This window comes from Burkholderia sp. Ed8 (assembly GCF_040761425.1).
Taxonomy (GTDB): Bacteria; Pseudomonadota; Gammaproteobacteria; order Burkholderiales; family Burkholderiaceae; genus Burkholderia; species Burkholderia seminalis.
Map to the genome: position 1 here is coordinate 2,508,369 of NZ_CP142886.1, position 17,253 is coordinate 2,525,621.

Sequence of the window (17,253 nt, forward strand, 5' to 3'; positions counted from 1 at the left end):
ATTGTCGCTCGTGTCCGAGAAGGAGGATGTCATGGCGGTGGCTTTGAAGCCTTTTCTTGAGGGCGAGACAATTTTTAGCAATATTAGTCGGTACGCAGACGAAGTGGGATTGCGAGCGTTCGGTACTATCTTGCCCATTCTGTTCGGTTCGCCGTGCAGAGCGATCAAAAATCTTCCCGTTGGGCTTCAATGTTTTTCGGAGGAGACGTCAGCATACATAGGCCTGGATGGGGAGACAATTGCTCGCCAGCATACCCCGTATAACTATCTGATGGCGTTGGCAAATGAAGATGTGCGTGGGGCAACTATGCAAAAGATGCTGTCGCGGTGCGTGGGTGCGCCATGGAGATATCGAGCTCCCGGGATGACGAGAAAAGAAACAAAGGGGTTGCGATATTGCGATGAATGTGTGGCCGAGTGTCGTGAAACCGCCGTCGAACTGTACTATCGCGTTGATCAACAATTGCCGGGTGTATATGTTTGTCTGAAGCATGCCAGGTTGCTGCGTGTGGTGGTCGGTACGGAAACGATGGATTTTTCTCGTTCAGGTAGCCTGACAACATTAGCGTCCCGGAAAGACGCGACAGCGCTTGAAGGACTGAAGCCACTTGAATTGCAAGCGATGGTCGACGTCGCTAGGCGCAGCGCGCACGTGCTTGTTTCGGCTGATTTAAACCTCGGGAGATTTCCCTATCGAGAGATGCTGAGAGCGGCTGGCCTTCTTTCGAAAGGCGGTGAGGTTCGGCGCAATGCTTTAACCGAGGCATGTACCTGTTACTTTGGTACCCAGTTTTGTTGGCTAACTGGTTTTGACGATGGCATGGCCCGGATATTACATCCGTCGTTTCAATGCGCAGCGACTCGTCACCCATTCAAATCCATAGCTTTCCAGTCGATGTTGTCGTATCTGGCATCCGGTGAAGGATCTTTCCATCCGCGGGTCGAAGCGTACTGCGCTACATTGAATGAGCCTCTGATTTGTTCGGGAAAGCTGCACCGTGACGCAGACAATTTCGGCGAGTTGCGGTTTCAAGAGGGGAGCGGGCGATACGTTACAGATTGCACATGCGGTGTGTCGGTAAGCGTCAGAGTTGACTGCGACGGGAACGTTTTCGACCGGAAAACGGTCGGATATGGACGTCGGTACAAAGCGGCGTTTAGAGAGCTCGTTAGCGGGGGGATGAACGCGCCGGCCGCCGGACGAGAAATCGGAATCAAGAAAGGTATTGCGTGGTCCTGGAAGCAGGAAGTTTTACCGGGAGCATCCCAGCTTTCCCGGTCCTGCCGCGCCTCCCTTCGTGCGAAATGGCGTGCTTGTGTCGAATCAGCTCCGATAGAGCGAAGGTTGAAGACTGCTTACGAAATGGAACGAGGGTTGTACCGGAAATTACATATTTATGACAGGACGTGGTTCCTGTTTTTCAATTCCCGACATAGGAGTTCGAGGGGACGTAGCGATGCTCGCCTCATGGAAATCTTCGCGAGACTCGATGACGCTCGCAAACTGATTGCTGGCAGACTTCCACCTGAGCAGGTTACGCGAAAAGCGCTGGTTGCTCTAGCACGTGCCGAACTGAACGGTCGATTGCCAGGATGCCAGGATGTTGCGGTAAGGCGACACATGTTGACATTGACGGAGGAGAGGAGTGTGTTCATTGACCGTTTGATTGGCTACTGGTTCGAACGATTGGCGGGAGAGCGAGTTGCCTCACTAGCGCAGTTTTCCGCACTGGGCGGGTTTTCTCTCAAAAGGCTGACTGCGGCACAAAGGGCTCGCATCGTAAACTGGCTTTCAGACGACTCCCGATAACGGAAGCCAGCGTGCTGGTTTGAAAGGCATTGAGCATCAGCGATAGGGTGGCCACGCCGGCGTTCCCGCAGAAGCCGCTGGACTGTCTTGTTGCTCATCTGGGAGAGAATGTCTGCGTTGTCTGGATGCAGTATATGCAGAGAACATTTGATTAACTGCAATTAATTAACGCGGCGCCCAATCGGGGCTTGGCATGACCTTCCTGTGCGAGGCAGTTTTCTCGCTGGGCCGTATCGTTATTTGGATTTGCCTACGTCTCCGGACACCGCCTCGCACTTGAGTTGATGACTCGGTCCTGCGCCTGAACTCGCGTTGCGAGCGGTATTTCAGCGCGCTACGAGGGTGCTGCTCGTTGATAAATGCGACGGCGAGATTGTGCGCTGCGCCAGGTTCGTGATTCGGCTCTTTTATTCTGTGCTGCTGGAATGCCCGTCTGCCCTGGATGCCGCAGACTCTGTGTACGGGAAATTTGACGCTAAGCGTGGCTCGCGAGGGATTCCAGCGGACTTTGTTTTTTTCCGGGGCGCTGATTGTGGCGGTGGACGTTACATCGCAGCCGTTATTTCCCGCAAACTTTGATGTTCGCCAATACCCGTCATTTTGACTGTCCGCCCGGGCACGTCAGGCCCGTATTATCCCCCGATCGCTGGAAACGCCCGTCCGAGCCCGTTCGGCGCGCGCTGGCGCACGCCATGCACACGATTCGCACGCGCAAAAAAAAGCGCGATGCCCGCACTGGGCATCGCGCACAAAACGGCGTGGAGCGCCGACGAATGAACGGTGATGAAGAAGGGGAGTCCCGGTTAGGGACGCCTGGCCAGCGAGCCCCCCTCGTGTGACCCGGTCAGGCCTTCGCGAGCTTGATGCCGGTCTGCTCGGCCGTCAGGTAGCCGACGCTGGCGCCGAAGCGGTCCTTGAAGTTCGCGCGCACGAGCGGATCGAGCGTCGGCTTGACCTTGTCGTGCAGCGGCGATTCCCAGTCGCCCGCGTGCTGGAAGTTGCTCATGATGTAGGTCCAGCCGTTGATCTCGTCGACCGCGTGCAGGCCCGTCGACTCCGCGCCGGCCGGGCACGACAGCACGCGCGAGAGCGACTTCGTGTCGACGTTGTACGCCCACAGGAAGTTGTTCACGTGCATGCCCGAGTCTTCGCCGATGAACAGCGTGCGCAGCTTTTCGGAGAACTTCAGGTTGTCCGGGTTCGCGATCTTGTCCGGGTTCGCGAGGTTGCCGAGCCCGTCGGCCGCGGCGAGATCCTCGCCGACGAGCGCGGCCGGCGCGCCCATGTCGACCGGCACCCATTCGCTGTCGATCGCGCCGCCCGTCGTGTCGCGCTGGCCGGCCTTCAGGTTCAGCGCGTAGACGGCGCCCGCGGCGATCTTCTTGTCGACCGCGACGTCGCGCGACACCGCATTGCCCTTGACCATCGACGTTTCGATCCGCGACATCGCCGTATAGACGATCTTGTCCTTCGCGTTCACGGTCGTGCCTTCGAGCTTGGTGAAGCCCATGCTGCCGCCGAGCAGCGCCGCGTAGCGGTGCGTCTCGAGGAACGCGGCCGCCTTTTCCATCCCCGGCTTCACGCGCATCCAGTTGAACTTGCCGCCGAAGTGGATCTTCGTGTAGCTCGCGTCGTTCGGGTCGGCGGTCACCAGGTCCATGATGTCCGACGCCTTCAGCATGTTCGCGAGCGCTTCGATCTCGCTGCTCGTCGCGTGGCCGATCCTGATCCACGTGAGCGTCGCGGTGCCGGCGCCGGCCGACGACGTCTGCGTCCATTTCGCGACGTACAGCGTGCCGGCCGACAGGTCGGCCGCCTTGTCGGCGACGAACATGAACAGGCCGCCGTTGGTGGCGTCGTCACCCATCATCACGGTGCGCTGGTCCGGCATCACCTGGATCAGCTCGTGCGAGATGCGGCCGAGGCAGTAGTGCTTCTTCACGCTGCCCGTGCCGTCCGGGTTCACGGTGATCTCGGGCAGGTGGCCGTAGTGGTAGGGGTTCGCCTTTGTCTCGTCGCCGAACGTGTTCTTGCTGAACGCCTTGAACTGCGCGTCGGTGGCAGCCTTCGTCGCGTCCGGCTCGTATTCCTCGCTCGACAGGTGCGTGCCCCACGGCGACAGGCTCGCGCCGCAGGTGATCCACAGCCCGTGCGCCTTCGACGTGTCGACGTTGTGGTACTTCACGACCTTCAGCGCGCCGGTGGCCGGATCCTGGTCGAGCGAGAGCACCGCGATCGGCGACGGCAACTGGCCGTACTGCGATGCGCTCGCCTGGTCGCGCGTCGTGTATTCGAACTGCACGACCGCGAACACCGTGTTGCCCTTCACGCCGGGCACGTTCGCGTTCTTCAGCGTCAGCAGCGAGCTGCCGTCCGGGCAGTCGGAATAGAACTGGCGCTCCTTGCCGGCGACCGAGCGATCGATGATCGGCTGGTTGTTGATGTCGTAGTAGCCGCCCGCGAGCGTCGTGCCGCCCTTGCCGTCCGGCACCATGTCGCCCGTCACGAAGAACGGCTGGTACGCGAGCTTGAAGTTGCGCGACGAACCGTCCGAGAACGACACCGACAGCGTCGAGCCGACCGTCGTCGTGGCCATCGCGGCCGCATTGTCGAGCGTGGGGGCGGCCATCGCCGAGAACGTCGCCGACGTATAGGCAGCGGCGACCGGGGCCGGCGTCGACGCGGGATCGTCGCCGCCGCAACCCGTCAGCAGGGCCGGCAGCGCGAGGCCGGAAAGGGGGAGCATCGGCGCGCCGGCGAGGATCTTCAGGGCCTGACGACGGGAAGCATTGGGCAACGCGGGCATGTGGAGTCCAGTTTCGGTTGTTGGAAGAATGGCCTTCGCGAAGCAGGCGGTCGGCAAGCTTCGCGAAGGCTGATTGAAAACTGGACGGAAGTGTAAGGATGCTAGATGAAAGTTTTTTGAATTGAAACCGTAATGGTGTGCCTGGCGTCCTTCGATGGATCAATCGCGCTCGGGCGTTGCCGTGATGCGATGGATCGACAGGTCGGCGCCGTCGAACTCGGCTTCGCGATCGAGGCGCAGCCCGACGGTCGCTTTCAGCGCGCCATAGACGAGCGTGCCGCCCGCGCTTGCGATCACGATGCCGCCGAGCGTGCCGACGAGCTGCGACAGGAACGACACACCGCCGAGGCCGCCAAGCGCAGGCAGGCCGAACACGCCCGCCGCGAGGCCGCCGAGCGCGCCGCACATGCCGTGCAGCGGCCACACGCCGAGCACGTCGTCGATGCGCCACTTGTTCTGCACGCAAGTGAACATCGCGACGAACAGCGCACCGGCGGCCGCGCCCGTGACGAGCGCGCCGATCGGATGCATCACGTCGGAGCCCGCGCATACGGCGACGAGGCCCGCGAGCGGCCCGTTGTACGTGAAGCCCGGGTCGTTGCGGCCGGCCATCCACGCGGCGAGCGTGCCGCCGACCATCGCCATCAGCGAGTTCACGGCGACGAGGCCGCTGATCTTGTCGAGCGTCTGCGCGCTCATCACGTTGAAGCCGAACCAGCCGACCGCGAGCACCCATGCGCCGAGCGCGAGGAACGGGATGTTCGACGGCGGGTGCGCGGCGATCCGGCCATCCTTCGCGTAGCGGCCGTGACGCGCGCCGAGCAGCAGCACGGCCGGCAGCGCGACCCAGCCGCCGAACGCATGCACGACGACCGAGCCGGCGAAATCGTGGAACGGCGCACCGAACGCGTGCGTGAGCCACGCCTGCACGCCGAAGCGCTCGTTCCACGCCATCCCTTCGAAGAACGGATAGATGAAGCCGACGATGATCAGCGTCGCGACGAGCTGCGGATTGAACTTCGCGCGCTCGGCGATGCCGCCGGACACGATCGCGGGAATGGCCGCCGCGAAGGTCAGCAGGAAGAAGAAGCGCACGAGCGCGTAGCCGCTGTGCTGCGACAGCGTGCCGATGTCGTCGAAGAACTCGACACCGTATGCGATCGTGTAGCCGATGAAGAAATACGCGAGCGTCGACACCGAGAAGTCGACCAGGATCTTCACGAGCGCGTTGACCTGGTTCTTCTTGCGGACCGTGCCGAGTTCGAGAAATGCGAAGCCCGCGTGCATCGCGAGCACCATGACGGCGCCGATCAACAGGAACAGTGTATCGACGCCGGATTTCAGACCATCCATGCCGTGGCTTCCTTGCGCAAAAAACGGGCAAGGAACGCAAATATCGAGCCAACTTGGTGAACGGCTGCGTGGAATTGGTGCCTCGATACCGCGTGGTGCGGCATTCCGGTGAATCGTGCACGGGTGACGGAGCGGCCGACGACGATTGGTGACCGCACGATTTGCACGTGTGTGGTGCGGTGCGTGCTGAACTGGTGCGTGCGGCGAGCGAGGCGATGCGATGTGGTGCGCCGTGGCGCACCGATCTGGCGCGTCAGTGACGGGCGAACAGCGTGGGCGGCCGGCGCAGCCGCCACGCGCATGCCGACCAGTAGGCGGCGACGGTCGACAGCCCGAGCGCGGCGAACGCGAGGGCCGCGAAGCCGGCGAGCGACTGGCCGTCGCCGTCGGCGCCGAGGATGCCTTCCGCGATGATCAGCGCGGCCGTCCAGAAACCGATCACGGCCTGCGTGAGCAGGCGCGCGGATGCGACGCGGCGCGGGCGCCCGGATTCGGCCAGGCGGGGCGCCGACGGCGCGCGCAGGCACAGGAACAGGGTGGCGGCGAGCAGCGTGGCCAGAACGATGAACCAGTCGACGAGAAAAGCCATAAGAAAAAAGGGACACGTACGAAGCGGATTGAGGCGTGCCCACTTTAGTGGCGTAGCGCCTGCGATTGAATCAGACGAATCCGAAATTGAAAGGCATTTTTAATGGCTGGTCGTCATTTGGCCTGTTCCACAGGCGGTATCATCGACACCGGTCCAACCACAAGGCCGTGCGACGCACGGCCGGAGATTTGCTGATGAACATGAAGACATCGCGGGCGCGTCGCGTGCCCGGGTCCGTACTGGCGGCGGTGGCCGCCGGTGCGCTGCTGTTGCTCGCGGGCTGCGAGAAGTCCGGCGCGCCGGCCACGCAAGCCGATACGGCCGCCAGCGCGGCCGCCGATGCCGCGAACAACGCGGCCAAGGCGCTCGACCAGGTCGCGAGCACCGTCAACCAGCAGATCAACGCCGCGAAGGCCGGCATCGCTTCGGCGGCGTCGGCCGTGCCGCCGCTGTCCGCGAGCGGTCTCGCGTCGGCCGCGCAGGCGCAGATCGACGCGGCCGCTTCCGCGGTCGTCGCGCATGCGGCCTCCGAAGCCGGTGCGAAGATCGCGGAAGCCGGCAAGAAGCTGCAGCAGTGGAGCCAGCAGAACGCGTCGGGCGCCAAGCCCGCGAGCGGGGAATGACGCGGGCTTGCACGATCCACGAAATGTAATTATCATGATTACACATGTCGCCGGTCGCGGTTCGGGCCGGTGTCGCCGAGTGAGTGAGGAATGAATACCAGCAGCCGGTTCGCGTTTGCCGTCCACGTGCTCGCCTTGCTGTCGATGCAGGAAGGCGTGCCGCTGTCGTCGGACATCATCGCGGGCAGCGTGAATACGAATCCGGCGCTGATTCGCCGGTTGCTGTCGATGCTGGCAGCCGCGGGGCTGACCACGTCGCAGCTCGGCGCGGGCGGCGGCGCGTTGCTGGCGCGCGAGCCCGGCGAGATCACGCTGCTCGACGTGTATCGCGCGGTCGACGACGCGCAACTGTTCGCGCTGCATCGCGAGGCACCGAATCCCGCGTGCCTCGTCGGGCGGCACATCCAGGTCGCGCTGACCGGCTATATCGGCGATGCGCAGCGCGCGATGGAGGCATCGCTCGCCACGCGCACGCTCGTCGACGTCACGGCCGACATGCTGGATCTCGAGCGGCGCACGCAACAGGCGGCAGCCGGCAGGTAGCCGGCGGCAGGCAGGGCAGGAAGCCGGACGGCGCGCAGGTGCGGGTGTCCGGTGCAACGGGGGCTTCGCCCCGTTTTTTTCGATCTTATCTGTAATTAACTGTGTTACATATTTTCTGACTGGAGAATCGCCATGACGCAACGTTCGTTGAAAATCGCGCTGTTCGGCGCCACCGGCATGATCGGCTCGCGCATCGCGGCGGAAGCCGTACGACGCGGCCACCGCGTGACCGCGCTGTCGCGCCATCCGGGCACGGCCGGCGACGGCATCACCGCGCAGGCGGCCGACCTGTTCGACGCGGCCAGCATCGCGGCCGCGCTGCCGGGGCATGACGTGGTCGCGAGCGCGTACGGTCCGAAGCAGGACGATGCGGCGAAGGTCGTCGGGGCCGCGCAGGCGCTGGTCGCCGGCACGCGCCAGGCCGGCCTGAAGCGGCTCGTCGTGGTCGGCGGCGCCGGTTCGCTCGAAGTCGCGCCGGGCAAGCAGCTGGTCGACAGCGAAGGTTTCCCTGACGCGTACAAGGCGGTCGCGCTGGCCCATCGCGACGCGTTCGACTACCTGAAGACGGTCACCGATCTCGACTGGACCTTCCTGGCGCCGGCCGCGCTGATCGCGCCGGGAGAGCGCACGGGCACGTTCCGCACGGGCGCCGGCAAGCTGATCGTGGACGCGCAGGGCAATAGCAAGATCTCGGCGGAAGACTACGCGGTCGCGTTCGTCGACACGCTCGAGCAGGACAGCTTCGTGCGCGAGATCGCGACGGTCGCGTATTGAGCGGCGTGACGACCGGCGGCGTGTGAGCGCCGGCCGGGGCGTGGCGTACAAGCCGCGGCGCGTAACAAGGTCGGGCGATGCCATCCTCACGGGCGGCGTCGCCTGTTTCGTTTGGCGTGGCGAGCACGTGGCGGATCGGTATTTATACCGGTCGACGCGGCGAAGCCGTTTTCATACTGTTCCCCGTTGTGCAGGATGAATAGAATAAATTTCTATCTACGAGGGACTGGAGAAATGGACGCCATCGATCGCAAGCTGCTGGAACTGCTGCAGGCCGATGCCACATTGCCGATCGCGGAACTGGCGCAGCGCGTGAACCTGTCGCAGACGCCATGCTGGAAGCGCGTGCAGCGGCTCAAGGAGACCGGCGCGATTCGCGCGCAGGTTGCGCTGTGCGATCCGCGCAAGCTCGGCGTCGGCACGACCGTGTTCGTCGCGATCCGCACGAACCAGCACACCGAGGAATGGGCGCAGCGTTTCACGCAGGCCGTGCGCGACATGCCGGAAGTGGTCGAGGTCTACCGGATGAGCGGCGAGACCGATTACCTGCTGCGCGTCGTGGTGGCCGGCATCGACGACTACGATCGGGTCTACAAGCAACTGATTCGCACGGTGCCGCTGTTCGACGTCAGCTCGTCGTTCGCGATGGAGCAGATCAAGTATTCGACCGCGCTGCCCGTGCGCGATCTCGCGGAGCCGGCGTAGCGCGTCGAGGACGCGGCACGGAGGCTGACGGTGTCGCGCGACGCGGCCGCGGCACGGCGTCAGCGGCCGCGTGCCAGTGCGCGTGCGCGTTCGTCGGCGAGCGCGTCGCGGCGCACGAAATCCGCGACGAATGCGCTCGCTGGATGATGGTGCAGCGCGTACGGCGTGTCCCATTGCGCGAGCCGGCCGTCCTTCATCACGCCGATCCGGTCGGCGATCGCGAACGCTTCGGCCTGGTTGTGCGTGACGAGGATCGCGGTGTGGCCCGTGCGTTTCAGGATGTCGCGCAGCTCGAACGCGAGCCGCTCGCGCGTATCGACGTCGAGATTCGAGAATGGCTCGTCGAGCAGCAGCAGCTCCGGGGACGGCGCGAGCGCGCGGGCGAGCGCGACGCGTTGCTGCTGGCCGCCCGACAACTCGTGCGGATAGGCGCCGCCGGAATCGGCGAGGCCGACGAGTTCGAGCATTTCGGCGACACGCAGGCGCCGTTCGATCTTCGGCATGCGCCGCAAACCGAAGGCGACGTTGTCGGCCGCGCTGAGGTGCGGGAACAGCGCATAGTCCTGGAACATCATGCCGATGCGCCGCCGCTCCGGCGGCACCTCGAACGACGATGCCGCGACGGGCCTGCCGTCCAGCATGATGCGCCCCATGCGAACGGGCTCGAAGCCGGCGATCGCGCGCAGCACGGTCGTCTTGCCGCAGCCCGACGCGCCGAGCAGGCAGCCGATGTCGCCGCGCGGCAGCGCGAGGCTCAGCCCGTCGACCACCGTGCGGCGGCCGTGCGGCGTGTCGTAGGCGATGCAAAGGTCATCGAGTTCAAGCAGGTTCACGGGTTCAGGCTCCGATCTTGTGGCGGGTGCGGGCGAGCAGGATCACGGGCACGAGCCCGGCCAGCACGATCGCGAGCGCGGCGACCGCGCCTTCTTCGTAGGTGCCGCGTGCGGCTTCCGCATACAGCCAGGTCGCGAGCGTGTCGAAATTCAGCGGACGCAGCAGCAGCGTGGCCGGCAATTCCTTCATCGCGTCGACGAACACCAGCAGCGCGCTTGTCGTGAGCCCGGGCCGCAGCAGCGGCAGGTGGACGCGGCGCAGCGTGCCGCCGGCCGTCTCGCCGAGCGAGCGCGCCGCCTGTTCGAGCGACGGCGGAATGCGCGCGAGACCGGCCTCGATGCTGCCGGCCGGGATCGCCAGAAAGCGCACCGAATAGGCGATCACGAGCGCGGTGACCGAACCCATCAGCAGCAGCCCGTCGCGGCCGAGCGCCGCGCCGAACAGCCGGTCGGCTGCCGCGAACGGAATCAGCAGGCCGATCGCGAGCACGGTGCCCGGTACCGCATAGCCGAGGCTCGCGATCCGCGCGCACAGGCGGGCAGGGCCCGCGCGGGCGCTGTCGCGTTGCGCGCGCGCGGCCCACGCGACGACGAGCCCGCAGGCGAGCGTCGCGGCGGTGGCCGCGGTGGCGATCGTCAGCGTGTTCGTGAGCCCCGTCAGCAGTTGCGCGGACACGCCGCCGACGAGATGCAGCCGCTTGCCGGTCTCCACCGCGAGGTACGCGGCCGGTGCGCCGAAACCGAGCAGCACGGGCAGCCAGCCGAACACGGCGGCGCCGAGCGCGGCCGCGCCGGTGAGGCGGCGCGGCGCGATCGGCCGCATGCGCCGGCCATGCGCGTAGCGCTGGCGGCGGCGCCCATGACGTTCGAGCACGATCATGCCGACGACGATCACGAGCATCGCCAGCGCGATCTGCGCGGCACCGGCGAGGTCGGAGCGCGTGATCCACGTCGTGTAGACCGACACGGTCAGCGTCTGCACGCCGAGAAATTCCGACGCGCCGATGTCGTTCAGCGTTTCGAGCAGCGCGAGGCTCACGCCGACCGCGATCGCGGGCCGCGCGAGCGGCACGACGACGCGCCAGAACGTCGCGACGCGTCCCGCGCCGAGCGTGCGCGCGGCCTCGAGCAGGCTCGCGGACTGCGTGACGAACATCGCGCGCGTGCTCAGGTACACATACGGATACAGCACGAAGCCGAGCACGAAGATCGCGCCGGGCAGCGAGCGCAGGTCCGGCAGGCGGAACTGGCGCGGGCTGTCGAAGCCGAGCAGCCAGCGGATCGCGCCCTGGACGGGGCCGATCGGATGCAGCAGGTCGAGATACGCGAATGCGACGATGTAGGTAGGCACCGCGAGCGGCAGCAGCAGCGCCCACGTCAGCATCCGGCGACCGGGAAAATCGTACGCGGTGACGAGCCACGCGCAGCCGGTGCCGACGATCGACACGATCGCGCCGACACCCGCGAGCAGCAGCAGCGTATTGACGAGCGCCTGCGGCAGCACGAATTCGGCGAGATGACGCCAGTGCGCGAGATCGGCGTCGAACGCGGCGGCCACGAGCACCGCGAGCGGCGCCGCGACCGCCGCGGCGACCGCCAGCGCCGCGAGCAGCCACAGGCTGCCCGCGCGCGGGCGCAGACGCAGCCGGGATGGCGCGCGGTACGCGCCGGACGATGCGGCGTCAGTTGTCAAAGCCGACCTTGTCGACGAGCTGGCTCGCCTGCTTGCGATGCTTCGCGATGTCCGCCAGCGGCAGCGGGTCGACCTTCAGCGCGCCGAAACTCGCGATCACCGGATCGAGCTTCACGTTCGCGCGTACCGGGTATTCGTAGTTCGCCTGCGCGTACAGCGCCTGCGCTTCCGGCGACACGAGGTATTCGAGCAGCTTCACCGCGTTGGCCTTGTGCGGCGCGTGCTTTGCGACCGTCGCGCCGCTGATGTTCACGTGCGTGCCGCCGCTCTTCGCGTTCGCGAACGTCGGGCGTACGACCTTGATCGCGTCGCCCCACTTGCGCGCGTCGCTGCCGGCTTCCGCGTTCTTCATGTGGCCGACGTAGTACGCGTTCGCGAGGCCGACGTCGCAGATGCCGCCGAGGATGTCGCGCGCGACGTCGCGGTCGCCGCCCGTCGCCTTGCGCGCGAGGTTCGCCTTCACGCCGCGCAGCCATTTCTCGGTCGCGGCCTCGCCGTCGTGCGCGATCATCGCCGCGACGAGCGCCGTGTTGTACGGATGCTGGCCCGAGCGGATGCAGACCTTGCCCTTCCATTTCGGATCGGCGAGATCCTCGTAGCGGAATGCGTCGACCTTCAGGTCCTTCTCGACGTACAGCACACGGTCGCGCAGCGACAGCGCGTACCAGTCGCCGCTCGTGCCGCGCAGGTTCGCGGGAATCGCGTCGTCGAGCGCCTTCGAGCGTACTGGCTGCGTGACGCCACCGTCGACCAGGTCGAGCAGGTTGCCGACGTCGACCGTCATCAGCACGTCGGCCGGCGACTGCGCGCCTTCCGCCTTCACGCGCTCGAGCAGGCCGTCCTTCACGAACACAGTGTTGACCTTGACGCCGCTCTGCTTCGTGAAGGCATCGATGAGCGGCTGGATCAGCTTGGGTTCGCGGGTGGTGTACAGGCTCACTTCCTCGGCCGCCTGGGCAAGCGGCGCGAAGGCGGCCGCGGCCAGGGCGAGGGCGCCGGCGAGCGGCAGCAGGCGGGTGCGCGGATTCGACATGGTGACTCCGGTGGGACGGGTGGACGAAGGAAATATTACAAAATGAAAGATTCGGGATTCTAAATCGAAATGGGAACGATTACCAACTGAAAGCGTGCGGAAAGCAGCGGGGGATGGGCGTAACGGCGATCGGAAACGGGACGTCGCAGCGCGGGCGCAAGCGCGTAGAATGCGCGCTTCGATGAATTTGACGGAGACGCACCGACCATGAACGATCAGCGCAAGAAGAACCCTGTTCGCAACGTGAGCATCCTGATCGTCGTGGCCGTGCTCCTCGTGATCGGGACGATCCTGTACAACGCGATTTCGCAGAAGCGGGCGTACGACGAGGCCCATCCGGCCGAGGCCGCGAGCGCGGCATCGCACTGACGTGCCGGTACGCGGGCCGGCCGGGCCGCGCACGCGGCGCATGCGAAGGGGCGCAATCCGCGGCTTCCGGCGCGACGGGCGCCGCGCGGAGCCTTGACGGCAGCGGGCGCCGAACGAGGCGCGCCGCGCATTCGGGTCAGCCGTGCGTCAACGTGACGCAGGGGCGAATTTCGGGCGGATCCGTGCGTAGAACACGGCCGCGAGCAGCGCGAGCCATGCCGCGCCGACATACAGCGCGACACGCGTATCCTCGAACCAGCCGAGCATCACGATCACGAAACCCATGAACGCGATCGTCAGCGCCGGCGCGGCCGGCCACAGCGGCACCTTGAACTTCAGCGCGGCGACTTCCGCGCTCGACAGGCGGCGGCGCATCGCGACCTGCGACAGCAGGATCATCAGCCAGACCCATACGGTCGCGAACGTCGCGATCGCGGCGACCACCAGGAACACGTCCTTCGGCATCAGGTAGTTGAGCAGCACGCCGACGAGCAGCGCGCCGGCCATCACGAGCACCGTGACCCACGGCACGCCGTGCCGCGACGTCGTCATCAGCACGCGCGGTGCCTGGCCCTGTCGCGCCATCCCGAACATCATGCGGCCCGCGCCGAAGATGTCGCTGTTGATCGCCGAGATCGCGGCGCTGATCACGACCAGGTTGAGGATCGTGGCAGCCGACTTCACGCCGAGCGCCGAGAAGATCTGCACGAACGGGCTGCCGTCGCTGCCGACGCCCGTCCACGGGCTGATCGACATCAGCACGACCATGGTCAGCACGTAGAACAGCAGGATGCGCGCGGGCACCGCGTTGATCGCGCGCGGAATCACGCGTTCCGGATCCTTCGCCTCGCCGGCGCTCATCCCGATCACCTCGATCCCGCCGTACGCGAAGATCACGACCGACAGCGACGCGACCAGCCCGCCGATGCCGTTCGGCAGGAAGCCGCCGTGGTTCCACAGGTTCGCGAACGTCGGCACGTCGGCCGAATGGCCGAAGTGCATGCCGGACAGCAGGATCGCGACGCCGCCGCCGATCATCGCGACGATCGCGCCGACCTTGATGATCGACAGCCAGAATTCGAGCTCGCCGAACACCTTCACGTGGCACAGGTTCAGCCCGCAGATGATCGCGACGACGCCGAGCACCCAGATCCATTGCGGGACATCCGGAAACCAGAAGCCCATGTAGATGCCGAACGCGGTGATGTCGGCGATCGCGACGATCACCATTTCGAGCGTGTAGGTCCAGCCGGTGACGAAACCCGCGAACGGGCCGAGGTTCTCGGTCGCGTAATGGCCGAACGAGCCGGCGACGGGTTCGCGCACGGCCATTTCGCCGAGCGCGCGCATCACCATGTAGACGGCCGCGCCGCCCAGGATGTACGCCAGGATCACGGCCGGGCCCGCGAGCTGGATCGCGGACGCGGAGCCGTAGAACAGGCCCGTGCCGATCGCCGAGCCGAGCGCGAGAAAGCGGATGTGCCGCGCGCTCAGGTGGCGCTGCAAGTTTTTCATCGAGTCTCCGATATCGTTATTCGACGGACCGGGCGAGCGGGGCCGGTCCGATCGGCTCAAGTTGTCTATACAACTTGAATGTGAACGAATGATAACAAGCCGGGCCGGGTGACCGGAATCGGGTATTCCCTGACTGGCGCGGCGAGCGGGAAGGGGCGTGGGGCGGTCGCGCGACGGATGCGCGGGCCGCGTGGAGCGGGCGGGTCATGCTTCGGGGATCGCTGAGTCGGGGCGCGCCGGTGGCCGACCCGCGGCGTGCGCGGGCCGGCCACCGGCGCGGGTGGTCGGGGTCAGGCGGGCAGGCGGATCACGCTCGCATCCTTGCGGATCAGCAGCGACGACGCAAGCATCTGCTTGCATTGGTGGGCAAGCACTTTCAGGTCGTGCGTGAGCTCGGCGCCGACCGCATCGGATTTCTCCGCGGACACGACCATCGCGTCGAGATCGCGCGTGATCTGCTTCGACGCTTCGAGCTGGTCGGCGGGCGGCGGCTCGCCGGCCTCGGCCTTCTCGAGATTGTCGAGCACGGCGGCGAGGCCGCGATGCAGCGCGTCGTCGTGCTCGATGCTGCCGTCGGCCGAGCACGCGTTGCGGATCAGCGGCGCGGCGGCCGTGATCTGCGCGCCGAGCACGTGCGTCTGCACGAGCAGGTCGTTCAGTTCGGGCACGAAACGCTGGTGCGCCTTCGGCTCGATCATCATCCGCTGGAACGCCTGCCCGAGGTTCGCGAACGCGATGTGCACGTCCTTGCGCGCCAGGCGGTAGCGGTAGTCGTCGTCGAGGCTCGTGGCCGGCGTTTCGACCGCCGCGGCGACGACCGGCACGACGGCGGCGCCGTCGGCGGCGGGCACGGGCGGCGGCGACGCGCCACGCCCGGCGCGCCACACGGCCTCGAAATACTTGCGGGTCGCGGTGAGCATGTCGGCGACCTGCTTGCCCATCAGCCGGTATTCCCAGTACGGGAACAGCCGGCTCGCGGCGATCGCGATCATGCAGCCGACCACCGTGTCGATCGCGCGCTCGCCGATGATCCGCATGCTGCCCGGTGCGAGCAGGTGAAACATCAGCAATACGTACGACGACGTGAACACGACGCTTGCCGCGTAATTGAACAGCAGCAGGCTGTAGCTCATCACCATCGACCCGAACATGATCGCGATCAGCAGGTGCGGCTCCTTCACCGTGTAGATCAGCGCGATGCTCGCCGCGCAGCCGATCAGCGTGCCGATGATCCGCTGCGCGTTGCGCTGCTTGGTCAGCGAGTAGCCGGGCTTCAGGATGATGATGGTCGTCATCACGATCCAGTACGCGTTCGTGAGCGGCAGCAGCCGGCCGATCCAGAAGCCGACCGCCACCGCGATCGTCACGCGCAGCGCGTGGCGAAAGCTCGGCGAGCGCATGTTCAGGTTCGAGAAGATCAGCAGCGGCGACATCCGGCGGCGCTGCAGGAAGCGCGTGAGCGCCTTGTCGATCTTCAGTTCGGTTTGCTGCGGATCGGCGTGGCCCGACAGGTTGCGGCGCATCCGGTCGATCAGGCGCGTCGCGCTCCAGATGCGCCGGAACGTCGCGAGCACGGCCGCGTACGCTTCCGCGTTGGTGGCCGCGAAGTTCTTCTTGCGCATCAGCTCGATCTCGTACTCGATCGCGCGCAGCTCGGCCTTCACGCTGATCCGCGAATGCGGCGCGCGGTTCTCGAGCACCGCGAGGCCGATCTCCTCGAGATCGGCGGCCGCCTTGCGGATCAGGTCGCGGTAGAAAATGATCAGATCCGAGCCGCCGAACGTGTTGCGCACCAGCGGGTAGTCGGTGTGGGCGCCGACGAACAGCTCGTGCAGGTCGACGCTGTTGATGAACAGGTTGTACATCGTCGTGCGGCCGGGATCGAGCTTGCCGCGGCGAAGCTTCGGCAGGTTGCGCAGCACGATGTCGCGCGCGGTTTCCTGCGTTTCGACCGCGGTGATCTGCCGCGCGACCAGGTTGCGGTAGCATTCGTCGAGATCGGCGTCGAGATCGTAGAACTGTGCGCGCGCCAGCAGGTAGTCGGCACAGGCGAACAGGCTCTCGGCCAGCGCCTGCTGCTCGATCCGGCGCGCCTGCCATCGCGACACGAGCGTGGCCCAGTACGTGTACCAGAGGCCGCCCGCGAGAATCCAGCCGGCGTTGATGAACGCCTGCAGCGGCGTGAACTTCTCCTCGAGCGTCATCACCATCATGAACAGCGTCGCGAAGCTGATTTGGGGCCAGCGGTTGCCGTAGACGACGATCAGCGACAGCACGAACGTGAGCGGCACGATCGTGAGCCACAGCGCGAAGATGTTCGGTGTCGCGAGGCCGGTGGCGAGCGCCGCGAGGAAGCCGATCACGCTGCACGCGAGCATTTCGTTGTGCTTGTACTTGAGCGGACCCGGCATGTCGACGACGCAGGCGCCGAGCGCGCCCGTCGAGATCGTGAAGCCGAGTTCGCGGTTGTGAAACACGATCAGGCACAGCACGGCCGGCAGCGAGACGCCGACCGCGATCCGCAGGCCGCCGAAAAAGTACTGGCTGTAGAAAAACTTTCTGATTTCGACCGAATAGCGCATCGATGGGCTGAATGGCAGACGAAGA

Annotated in this window: 14 protein-coding genes; 6 read left to right on the top strand and 8 right to left on the bottom strand. The window is 65.7% G+C overall.

Translation table 11 applies throughout. The annotated features are described in order from the left end of the window. Window positions 1–10: 10 nt before the first annotated feature. Window positions 11–1,810 (top strand): TniQ family protein, encoded by a 1,800-nt coding sequence (locus tag VXM69_RS25500; RefSeq protein WP_367189424.1) that lies wholly within the window; start codon window positions 11–13, stop codon window positions 1,808–1,810. An 844-nt stretch (window positions 1,811–2,654) separates the two neighbouring features. Here VXM69_RS25500 and VXM69_RS25505 read toward each other — a convergent pair. From VXM69_RS25505 to VXM69_RS25515, 3 genes are all read right to left on the bottom strand, one after another. After that, window positions 2,655–4,616 (bottom strand): PhoX family phosphatase, encoded by a 1,962-nt coding sequence (locus tag VXM69_RS25505; protein ID WP_367189425.1) that lies wholly within the window; start codon window positions 4,614–4,616, stop codon window positions 2,655–2,657. 159 nt (window positions 4,617–4,775) lie between these two features. Continuing rightward, window positions 4,776–5,969: an ammonium transporter gene (locus VXM69_RS25510; protein ID WP_034186567.1), complete on the bottom strand. Its 1,194-nt coding sequence runs from the start codon at window positions 5,967–5,969 to the stop codon at window positions 4,776–4,778. Window positions 5,970–6,222: 253 nt separating this feature from the next. Next, complete coding sequence (locus VXM69_RS25515; protein WP_069705392.1) at window positions 6,223–6,558, bottom strand: hypothetical protein; 336 nt, start codon at window positions 6,556–6,558, stop codon at window positions 6,223–6,225. A 194-nt stretch (window positions 6,559–6,752) separates the two neighbouring features. On the opposite strand from VXM69_RS25515, the gene VXM69_RS25520 reads away from it, so the two are divergent. The 4 genes from VXM69_RS25520 (at window position 6,753) to VXM69_RS25535 (ending at window position 9,203) form a co-directional block, all read left to right on the top strand. Beyond that, complete coding sequence (locus VXM69_RS25520) at window positions 6,753–7,181, top strand: hypothetical protein (RefSeq protein WP_034186569.1); 429 nt, start codon at window positions 6,753–6,755, stop codon at window positions 7,179–7,181. A gap of 90 nt (window positions 7,182–7,271) precedes the next feature. Continuing rightward, the gene (locus VXM69_RS25525; protein ID WP_034186570.1) at window positions 7,272–7,724 is read left to right on the top strand and encodes an Rrf2 family transcriptional regulator; all 453 of its coding nucleotides are present in this window, start codon (window positions 7,272–7,274) and stop codon (window positions 7,722–7,724) included. Window positions 7,725–7,856: 132 nt separating this feature from the next. Continuing rightward, window positions 7,857–8,498, top strand: a complete 642-nt coding sequence (locus tag VXM69_RS25530) for an NAD(P)-dependent oxidoreductase (protein WP_367189426.1) — start codon at window positions 7,857–7,859, stop codon at window positions 8,496–8,498. 234 nt (window positions 8,499–8,732) lie between these two features. Continuing rightward, entirely contained in the window at window positions 8,733–9,203 is a 471-nt protein-coding gene (locus VXM69_RS25535; RefSeq protein ID WP_006484401.1) for an Lrp/AsnC family transcriptional regulator, read from the top strand. 59 nt (window positions 9,204–9,262) lie between these two features. On the opposite strand, the gene VXM69_RS25540 is transcribed toward VXM69_RS25535, so the two are convergent. Genes VXM69_RS25540 through VXM69_RS25550 form a run of 3 tightly spaced genes read right to left on the bottom strand, consistent with a single transcriptional unit; the run spans window position 9,263 to window position 12,762 of the window. Beyond that, window positions 9,263–10,036: an ABC transporter ATP-binding protein gene (locus VXM69_RS25540; protein ID WP_069245602.1), complete on the bottom strand. Its 774-nt coding sequence runs from the start codon at window positions 10,034–10,036 to the stop codon at window positions 9,263–9,265. 4 nt (window positions 10,037–10,040) lie between these two features. Then, window positions 10,041–11,729 (bottom strand): ABC transporter permease, encoded by a 1,689-nt coding sequence (locus tag VXM69_RS25545; RefSeq protein ID WP_367189427.1) that lies wholly within the window; start codon window positions 11,727–11,729, stop codon window positions 10,041–10,043. Further along, window positions 11,719–12,762 carry a Fe(3+) ABC transporter substrate-binding protein gene (locus VXM69_RS25550; RefSeq protein WP_367189428.1) on the bottom strand — a complete coding sequence of 348 codons (1,044 nt, stop codon included), beginning with the start codon at window positions 12,760–12,762 and terminating at the stop codon, window positions 11,719–11,721. The genes VXM69_RS25545 and VXM69_RS25550 overlap by 11 nt, the downstream gene beginning before the upstream one ends. Before the next feature lie 207 nt (window positions 12,763–12,969). Here VXM69_RS25550 and VXM69_RS25555 point away from each other — a divergent pair, with 207 nt between their 5' ends. Then, the gene (locus VXM69_RS25555) at window positions 12,970–13,131 is read left to right on the top strand and encodes a hypothetical protein (protein ID WP_009688068.1); all 162 of its coding nucleotides are present in this window, start codon (window positions 12,970–12,972) and stop codon (window positions 13,129–13,131) included. A 147-nt stretch (window positions 13,132–13,278) separates the two neighbouring features. Here the strand turns inward: VXM69_RS25555 and VXM69_RS25560 are convergent, their stop codons facing one another. After that, the gene (locus VXM69_RS25560; protein ID WP_034186575.1) at window positions 13,279–14,646 is read right to left on the bottom strand and encodes an amino acid permease; all 1,368 of its coding nucleotides are present in this window, start codon (window positions 14,644–14,646) and stop codon (window positions 13,279–13,281) included. A gap of 290 nt (window positions 14,647–14,936) precedes the next feature. After that, a complete protein-coding gene (locus VXM69_RS25565; RefSeq protein ID WP_034186576.1) occupies window positions 14,937–17,228 on the bottom strand; it encodes an FUSC family membrane protein in 2,292 nt (763 codons plus the stop codon). Window positions 17,229–17,253: the final 25 nt, after the last annotated feature.